Genomic DNA, 8078 nt, shown 5'->3' with positions numbered 1-8078 from the left:
AGCCCGCCGCCGAGCAGCAGCAGGGCGAGCCGGAACAGGCGGCCAAGCCTGAGAAGCAGAAGACCAAGAAGCAGCCCGCCGCCGAGCAGCAACAGGCCGAGCCCGAACAGGCGGCCAAGCCTGAGAAGCCGAAGTCCAAGAAGCAGCCCGCCGCCGAGCAGCAGCAGGCCGAGCCCGAGCAGGCGGCCAAGCCTGAGAAGCCGAAGACCAGGAAGCAGCCCGCCGCCGAGCAGCAGCAGGCCGAGCCCGAGCAGGCGGCCAAGCCCGAAAAGCAGAAGGCCAAGGAGCAGCCCGCCGAGCAGCAGCAAGCCGAGCCGGAACAGGCGGCCAAGCCCAAGCCGGAGAAGCAGAAAAACAAGGCGTGCGATCCGCAGACTGAGAGCTGCTAGCCGTACGGGTAGACTACGGCACCGCGATTATTCGATCGCGGTGCCGCTGAGCGGCCATTCCCCCCTTGCCATCCCCACATCCTTCGTCCTAATCTCTCCCTTGAGAAAACCTTTTCCCAACTCGCCTCGCATCCGCTGACATCACCGATCAGCACGCTGAGGGGTCATAAGAGAAAAGCTTTTCCCACCTGGGAGGATCATGTCCAAATCATGCCGTCCGACGTCCAGCCAACGCCCGCCAAGCAGCCCGTCACCTTGCGTGAAGTGGCGGCCATTGCCGGCGTCAGCGTTGCCACGGCGTCCAAGGCGCTGAACGGGCAGGGGCGGATGACGGCCGAGACGCGAACCCGGATTCGCGAGACGGCGCAGCGGCTTGGCTTTCGCCCGAACAGCCTGGCGCAGAGCCTGCTCAGGCGGCGCTCCTTTACCGTCGGGCTGTTGACCAACGACACCTATGGCCGCTTTTCGCTGGCGCTGATGGCCGGCGTTTCCGATGCGCTGGTCGATGCCGGCGTCTCGGTGTTTTTGTGCAATGTCGAGGACGACCCGCGCCTTGCCCAGCTGCATGTCGATGCCATGCTCGACAAGCGCGTCGACGGCATCATCGCCACCGGCAAACGCATCGACCGCCACCTGCCGGTCGACCTCGCCAATCTCGGCATTCCGGCGATCTATGCCTTTACCGAGCCCGATCCAAACGCCATCGCTTTCGTGTCCGACGATGCCGGCGGGGCGCGGCTGGCGGTCGAGCACTTTTGCCGGCTCGGGCGTAAGCGCATCGCCCATGTCAGCGGTCCGGCGAGCTTTGCCGTGGTGCATGCCCGCGCCGAGGCCTATCGCGCGGTGCTGGCCGAGAACGGCTTGCAGGTCATGGAGCCGCTGCTTGGCCACTGGTCGGAGGCCTGGGGGCATGAGGCGGTCAAGACGCTGTTCGACGGCGAGGGGTTTGACGGCACGCGCGAAAAACCGGACGCGGTGTTTTGCGGCAACGACCAGATCGCGCGCGGCGTCATCGACGCCTTGCGCGAGCGCGGTATCGGCGTGCCGGACGAGGTCGGCGTCATCGGCTTCGACAATTGGCAGATCGTCGCCGAGGCGACCCGGCCGCCGCTGACCTCGGTCGACATGAATCTCGCAGCACTTGGCCGCGAGGCCGGCCTTGCCCTGCTTTCGCTCGTCGGCGGCGAACCCGCTTTGCCGGGCATCAGAAAACTGCCGTGCCGGCTGGTGGTGCGTCAGTCATGCGGCCGTCCGCCGGACGGCTGAAACGAAACGGGCCGTGTCGATTGCAAAGCGCTGGGGTGCGGCCGAGTTAAAGCCATGTGGAGGAGAAGCATGAGAACCACCATTACCGGGCTCGCCATCGCCGCGAGCATTTTGGGCACGCTGGCAACAGTCGGTCCGGCCGCCGCCGACACCGCCAACATCTGGGTTCGCGCCGACGGCTCGAACTTCATGCCGCGCATCGTCGATGCCTTCAACAAGGGGCATCAGAACCAGATCAAGCTGGACATCATCCCCAATGCCGAAATCATCCCGAAATATGGCGCCGCCGCCGCCGGCGGCACCGCGCCGGATGCACTCTCGCTCGACCTGATCTACACGCCGTCCTTCGCCGCCGCCGGCCAGCTCGAAGACATCACCGACTGGGCGAAATCGCTGCCCTATTTCGCCAGCCTGTCGCCGGCGCATGTCAAGACCGGCACCTATGAGGGCCGCATCTACGGGCTGCCGTTCTCGGCGGATTCCTCGGTGCTGATCTGGAACAAGAAGCTGTTCAAGCAGGCCGGCCTCGACCCCGAAAAGGGCCCGACCAACTGGGCCGAGATCGAAGCTGACGCCGAAAAGGTCAACGCGCTCGGCGGCGACATCAAGGGCTTCTACTTCTCCGGCAATTGCGGCGGCTGCAACATCTTCACCTTCACGCCGCTGATCTGGGCCTCGGGCGGCGACATCCTGACGGAGGACGGCTCCAAGGCGACGCTGGACACGCCGCAGATGCGCGGCGCCATCGACCTCTACCGTTCGATGGTCAAGAAGGACCTGGTGCCTTCAGGCGCGCAGACCGACACCGGCTCCAACTTCTTTGCCGCCTTCGCCACCGGCAATATCGGCATCTCGCCGTCCGGCGCCTTCGCCATCGGCGCGCTGAACACGCAATATCCCGACATCGACTACGGCATCACCTTCCTGCCCGGCAAGGACGGCGGCTGGTCGTCGTTTGCCGGCGGCGACAATTTCGTCGTCACCAAGGGCACCACCAAGGTCGCGGTGGTGAAGGAGTTCCTCGATTTCGCCTATTCGCTCGAGGGCCAGACCATTCTGGCGAAATACGGCAGCCTGCCGGTGCGCGGCGACATCGCCAATGAGGCGCTGAAGGACCTCGACCCGCGCTATAAGGTCGCCGCCGAAGCCATGGCCAAGGGCCGCACGCCCTATTCGGTGGTGTTCAACGACCTGATCAACTCGGCCAACGGTCCGTGGAACCAGATGATGAACGAGGTCTTCTTCGGCGAAGACGTCGACGGCGCCATCGCCAATGCGCAGGAGACCATGCAGTCGATCATCGATTCGGCGCCGCAGAAGTAAAGCGCCGGCGCCCACCTCCCCCTCGAGGGGAGGTCGGACCGCAGGTCCGGGTGGGGTCATCGCGGCAGTGCTCGACGCTCCTTTGATGTCGGCGCGCTTCGCGGAGGACCCCACCCCCCGGCAGCCCCTTAACCTCCCCCTTGAGGGGAGGTCGGACCGCAGGTTCGGGTGGGGTCATCGCGGCCGTGCTCGACGCTCCTTTGATGTCGGCGCGCTTCGCGGAGGACCCCACCCCCGGCCTTCGGCCGGACCCTCCCCTCAAGGGGGAGGGGGACGTAGCGCCAATGGAACAACAGGCATGAGCACCATCACAGTACGCCGTTGCAATGCTGGCTCCCCCTTCTCCCCTTGTGGGGTCCGAAGGACGGGGCGAGACCAGTGGCTCGCCCCCGGGCGGTGTCGCCGAAGGCGACGGATGAGGGGTGCTCCAGCTTGGCACCCACGGCAATCCTTCCAACACCCCTCATCCGTCTCGGCGCTGCGCGCCGATCCACCTTCTCCCACAAGGGGAGAAGGGAAGGCGAGCGGCCAGCCATGACCACCATCACAGCAATCTCCGCCCCGACGCGCCCCCGCAAACTCGTTGGCGCCGGCCGCCGGCAGTGGATCGGCCTGCTCTATGTCGCGCCGGCCGTTGCGCTTGTCGTCGTCTTCTTCATCGTGCCGCTTTGCATGACGGCCTGGATGTCGCTGCACAACTGGCCGCTGATGGGCGCGCACAGCTTTATCGGCCTCGACAATTACTGGGCGATCCTGCGCGACACCCGCTTCTGGAACGCGCTGAAGTTCACCGGCTACTACACGGTGGTGGTCACGATCGCGATCTTCGCCGTCGCCTTTCCGCTGGCGCTGTTCATCGAAAGGCCGCGGCAGCTGACCGGCTTCTACCGGACGTCCTTCTTCATGCCGGCGGTCATCGGCTTCGCCTCGGCGAGCCTTTTGTGGTCGTGGCTGCTCAACGTCGATTCCGGCCTGTTCAGCCCGGCCGCCTTCGAGCTTGGCCTGACCGAGAAGAAATTCAACCTGCTGGCGACCTTCCAGCCGGCCTTCTGGTCGATCATCGCCATGGTCGTGTGGAAGGTGGCGGGCTTCACCATGATCATCCTGATGACCGGCCTGCAGTCGATCCCGCCGGATCTGCAGGAAGCGGCGATGATCGACGGGGCAGGGCCATTCGCGCGGTTCCGGGCGATTACCTTGCCCTTGATGCGCCGCACGCTGGCGCTGGCGCTGATCCTGTCGGTGGCCGGCTCGATCCTCGCCTTCGACCAGTTCTACATCATCCTGCGCGGCGGCCCGCGCAACCAGACGCTGACCGCCGTCTACTGGATCTTCAACCAGTCCTTCGTGTCGTTCAAGCTCGGCTATGGCGCGGCACTTTCGATGGTCCTGCTGGTCATCCTGGTGGCGCTCAGCCTCATCCAGCTGCGGCTGCTGCGCCAGCCCGAGGGGGTCGACTGATGGCGCAGGCAAGGAGCCGCAACCGCCGCATCGGCATGCAGATTGCCGAGCACTCGACCGGCATCATCGCGTCCATACTGTTCCTGGCGCCGATCGCCTGGACGGTGCTTTCGGCCTTCAAGCCGGCGCAGGAAGCGCGCCAGCCGCCGCTGCCGCCCTGGCCGACCAGCGGCATCTCGCTCGAGAACTACGCCACGCTCAACACCTTCGGCGATGGCCTCTGGCTGCCGGCGCAAAACAGCATCTACGTCTCGGTCATGACCGTGGTGCTGTCAGTGATCGTCAGCGTGCTCGCCGGCTACGGTTTCTCGCGCTTCCGTTTTCCGCTGAAGAACCTGCTCTTCGTCGTCATCCTGTCGACGATCATGATCCCGTTCCAGTCGATTCTGACGCCGATCTTCCTGGTGCTGACAAAAATCGGCCTGCACAACACGCTGACCGGGCTGGTCTGCGTCTATGTCACGCTGCAGCTGCCGTTCTCGACCTTCATGATGCGCAACGCCTTCGACGCGGTGCCGCGCGAGATCGAGGAGGCCGCGCGCATGGACGGCGCCAACAATGTCACCATGCTGTTGAGGGTGATGCTGCCGCTGGTCTGGCCGGGCATCGTCACCATCGCGCTGTTCGCCTTCCTCGGCGCCTGGAACGAGTTTCTGGCGGCCCTCGTGCTGATGACAGACCAGTCCAAATTCACGCTGCCGATCATGATGACCGCACTCCAGTCCGGCCGCTTCGGCGCCATCGACTGGGGTGCCGTGCAGGCCGGCGTCACCGTCATGATGGTGCCGTGCCTCGTGCTCTTCCTATTGCTGCAGCGCTTCTACATTCGCGGCCTGATGGCAGGGGCCGTGAAGTGACCAATCGAACCGAACCGGAGTGAATTGATGACCGCATCGCAATCCGCCAGTCAGGGCGTCAAGCCGAAACTCGCCTTCCGCCCGCTGCCGGTGCCGCAGGTCGACGTGCGCGGCTTCTGGGGCGACCGCGTCGATGCCGTCGCCTCGAAGACCGCCGGCATCCTCTACGACCGCTGCGTCGAGGCGCGCATGCTCGAGCAGATCGACCCGGACCGGCCGTCGCCCGGCGTCGTCATCCCGTTCCACTCACCCTCGCCGGACGAGGCCGCCACCGCCGGCAACGAGTTCACCGGATCGACGGTGACCACGCAGATGTTCTGGGACTCCGATTGGGGCAAGACCATCGAGACTGCCGCCTATTCGCTCTACCGTCGCCGCAACGAGGAGCTGGAGAAGAAGATCGACGCCGTCATCGATATGTACGGCAAGCTGCAGCAGCCCGATGGCTATCTGTCGAGCTGGTACCAGCGCATCCAGCCCGGCCTGCGCTGGACCAATCTGCGCGACTGCCACGAGCTCTATTGCGCCGGCCATCTGATCGAAGGCGCCGTCGCCTACTACCAGGCCACCGGCAAGCGCAAGCTGCTCGACATCATGTGCCGCTATGTCGACCATATCGCCGAGACGTTCGGTCCCGAGCCCGGCAAGAAGAAGGGCTATTGCGGCCATGAGGAGATCGAACTGGCGCTGGTCAAGCTGGCACGGGTGACCGGCGAGCGCAGATACATGGACCTCGCCAGATATTTCATCGACCAGCGGGGACTTGAGCCGCATTATTTCGACGAGGAGGCGCGCGCCCGCGGCGCCGACCCCAAGGCGTATCATTTCAAGACCTATGAATACAACCAGTCGCACAAACCGGTACGCGAGCAGGACAAGGTCGTCGGCCATGCGGTGCGGGCGATGTATCTCTATTCGGGCATGGCCGACATCGCCACCGAATATGGCGACGACACGCTACGGGTGGCGCTCGACCGGCTTTGGGACGATCTCATGACCAAGAACCTCTACGTCACCGGCGGCCTCGGGCCGTCCTCGCACAATGAGGGTTTCACCGCCGACTACGACCTGCCAAACGACACCGCCTATGCCGAAACCTGTGCTTCGGTCGGCCTGGTGTTCTGGGCGAGCCGCATGCTCGGCATGGGTCCCAATGCGCGCTATGCCGACATCATGGAGCGGGCGCTTTACAACGGCTCGATCTCCGGCCTGTCGCTCGACGGCTCGCTGTTCTTCTACGAAAATCCGCTCGAAAGCCGCGGCGCCCACCACCGCTGGAAATGGCACCGCTGCCCGTGCTGCCCGCCCAATGTCGGGCGCATGGTCGCCTCGATCGGCAGCTATTTCTATGGCCTGTCGGACGACGCACTCGCCGTCCATCTCTATGGAAACGGCACGGCTCGTTTCGATATCGCCGGCCGGCAAATAGAGCTGACCCAGACCAGCAATTATCCCTGGGACGGTGCGGTCTCGATCTCCGTCGAACCGGAAGCGCCGACCGCGTTCACCTTGCACCTGCGCCTGCCGGGCTGGTGCCGCAAGGCAACGCTCAAGGTGAACGGCGCCGATGTCGATCTGGCTACTGTCACCAGCGACGGTTATGCCGCGGTCCGCCGCGAATGGCGCAAGGGCGACCGCGTCGAGCTCGACCTCGAAATGGCGGTCGACCGTCTATACGCCAACCCCCAGGTGCGGCAGGATATCGGCCGCGTCGCACTGGCGCGCGGGCCGCTGATCTATTGCGTCGAGGAGACCGACAATTCCAGCCAGCTGCACCGCATCGCCCTGCCGCGAACGGCCGACATCGAGGCGCATCAGCAGCCGAATCTTCTGGGCGGCGTCGTGACACTTTCGGCGATCGCCAAAAAGGCGGCTTTCGAAAACTGGCAAGAGGGGCTCTACCGCACCGAACCGCCGGCGGTCGAGGAGGCAAAAGTCACCGCCGTGCCGTATTTCGCCTGGGACAACCGCGACCCCGGCGAGATGCTGGTCTGGCTCAGGGACGAATGAAGCCCGGCGGCAGCGCCCGACCGATCTCCTCGGCCACAAGTTCCTGCAGCTGCCAGAGATTGCGGTCGCGGATGCCGCAGGCGTCGAGATGGCGAATGGTCTCGAACAGATATTCGGCGCCCGAACCCCAATGGCCGACGGCCGTTGCCAGGGTCGCCGCTATCGCTTGCTTTTCGAGCTTTCCTGCATAGCGCGGATTGGCGCGATCGACAACGAAACCAAGCGCTTGGCCCATGCCGCCGCCCGTCCTGACCTGCAGCCAGCGCGGCACGTTGACGGAGGGCAGGATGGTCATCTCGCGGCGCAGCAGCGCCTCGAGATTGGCCGCCACGGGCTCGGCGGTCTCGAACACCATGCCCTGGCATTGGCCGCCGCGGTCGAGCGCCATCATCAGGCCGGGCTGCTCGACGGTGCCCCTGAAGCGCTGCACCGTAAAACAGAACGAACGGTGCCAGCCCGTCGCCACGGCCCGTTCGCCACCTCTGACCTCGCCGGCCGGCTTCCACAGCAGCGAGCCATAGGCGAACAGCTTCACCGGCCTGGCCGGCGCGCCGGCCAACACCTCGTCGCGAATGCGCGCGTAATCGGCATCGGTCATGTAGACCATGCCCGGTGTCGGCCCGGCATCCTCGACCGCACGCAAAGTGCGGGCGACCAGCGCCTCGGTCAGCGCCATCGGTGTCTTGCGCGGCGAACGCCGTGATGCGGCGGAAATGACCTTGCTCATCCTCATGCTCTCAGCCTTGCCGCCATGTTGCCGAAGGCTGAAAGA

At 65.1% G+C, this 8078-nt stretch carries 7 protein-coding genes; 6 read left to right on the top strand and 1 reads right to left on the bottom strand.

The features are described from left to right. The 6 genes from NKH78_RS31390 to NKH78_RS31365 all read left to right on the top strand — a co-directional run. The coding region (locus NKH78_RS31390; RefSeq protein ID WP_352885030.1) for a cell envelope integrity TolA family protein at positions 1–389 on the top strand (389 nt) is incomplete at its 5' end. Positions 390–599: 210 nt separating this feature from the next. Continuing rightward, positions 600–1655, top strand: a complete 1056-nt coding sequence (locus NKH78_RS31385) for a LacI family DNA-binding transcriptional regulator (RefSeq protein WP_352885029.1) — start codon at positions 600–602, stop codon at positions 1653–1655. Between the two features lie 69 nt (positions 1656–1724). Further along, positions 1725–2978: an ABC transporter substrate-binding protein gene (locus tag NKH78_RS31380; protein WP_352509443.1), complete on the top strand. Its 1254-nt coding sequence runs from the start codon at positions 1725–1727 to the stop codon at positions 2976–2978. A gap of 534 nt (positions 2979–3512) precedes the next feature. Beyond that, positions 3513–4439 (top strand): carbohydrate ABC transporter permease, encoded by a 927-nt coding sequence (locus NKH78_RS31375; RefSeq protein WP_352690739.1) that lies wholly within the window; start codon positions 3513–3515, stop codon positions 4437–4439. Beyond that, on the top strand, positions 4439–5296 hold the full coding sequence (locus tag NKH78_RS31370) for a carbohydrate ABC transporter permease (RefSeq protein WP_352885028.1): 858 nt from the start codon (positions 4439–4441) through the stop codon (positions 5294–5296). Before NKH78_RS31375 ends, NKH78_RS31370 begins: the two co-directional genes overlap by 1 nt. A gap of 27 nt (positions 5297–5323) precedes the next feature. Further along, positions 5324–7306: a glycoside hydrolase family 127 protein gene (locus tag NKH78_RS31365; protein WP_352739178.1), complete on the top strand. Its 1983-nt coding sequence runs from the start codon at positions 5324–5326 to the stop codon at positions 7304–7306. Here NKH78_RS31365 and NKH78_RS31360 read toward each other — a convergent pair. Then, the gene (locus NKH78_RS31360) at positions 7293–8033 is read right to left on the bottom strand and encodes a gamma-glutamylcyclotransferase (RefSeq protein ID WP_352703309.1); all 741 of its coding nucleotides are present in this window, start codon (positions 8031–8033) and stop codon (positions 7293–7295) included. The genes NKH78_RS31365 and NKH78_RS31360 overlap by 14 nt on opposite strands. Positions 8034–8078: the final 45 nt, after the last annotated feature.

The sequence above is a fragment of the Mesorhizobium sp. M0910 genome (assembly GCF_040319465.1).
Lineage (GTDB): Bacteria > Pseudomonadota > Alphaproteobacteria > Rhizobiales > Rhizobiaceae > Mesorhizobium.
The sequence above is the reverse complement of the archived record's forward strand: the minus strand, read 5'-3'. Positions and strand labels throughout refer to the sequence as shown.

What these genes read in the sequence shown, in the direction of transcription:
- NKH78_RS31385 (WP_352885029.1), top strand. Translation starts at nt 600, where the DNA reads ATGCCGTCCGACGTCCAGCCAACGCCCGCCAAGCAGCCCGTCACCTTG.
- NKH78_RS31380 (WP_352509443.1), top strand. Translation starts at nt 1,725, where the DNA reads ATGAGAACCACCATTACCGGGCTCGCCATCGCCGCGAGCATTTTGGGC.
- NKH78_RS31375 (WP_352690739.1), top strand. Translation starts at nt 3,513, where the DNA reads ATGACCACCATCACAGCAATCTCCGCCCCGACGCGCCCCCGCAAACTC.
- NKH78_RS31370 (WP_352885028.1), top strand. Translation starts at nt 4,439, where the DNA reads ATGGCGCAGGCAAGGAGCCGCAACCGCCGCATCGGCATGCAGATTGCC.
- NKH78_RS31365 (WP_352739178.1), top strand. Translation starts at nt 5,324, where the DNA reads ATGACCGCATCGCAATCCGCCAGTCAGGGCGTCAAGCCGAAACTCGCC.
- NKH78_RS31360 (WP_352703309.1), bottom strand. Translation starts at nt 8,033, where the DNA reads ATGAGCAAGGTCATTTCCGCCGCATCACGGCGTTCGCCGCGCAAGACA.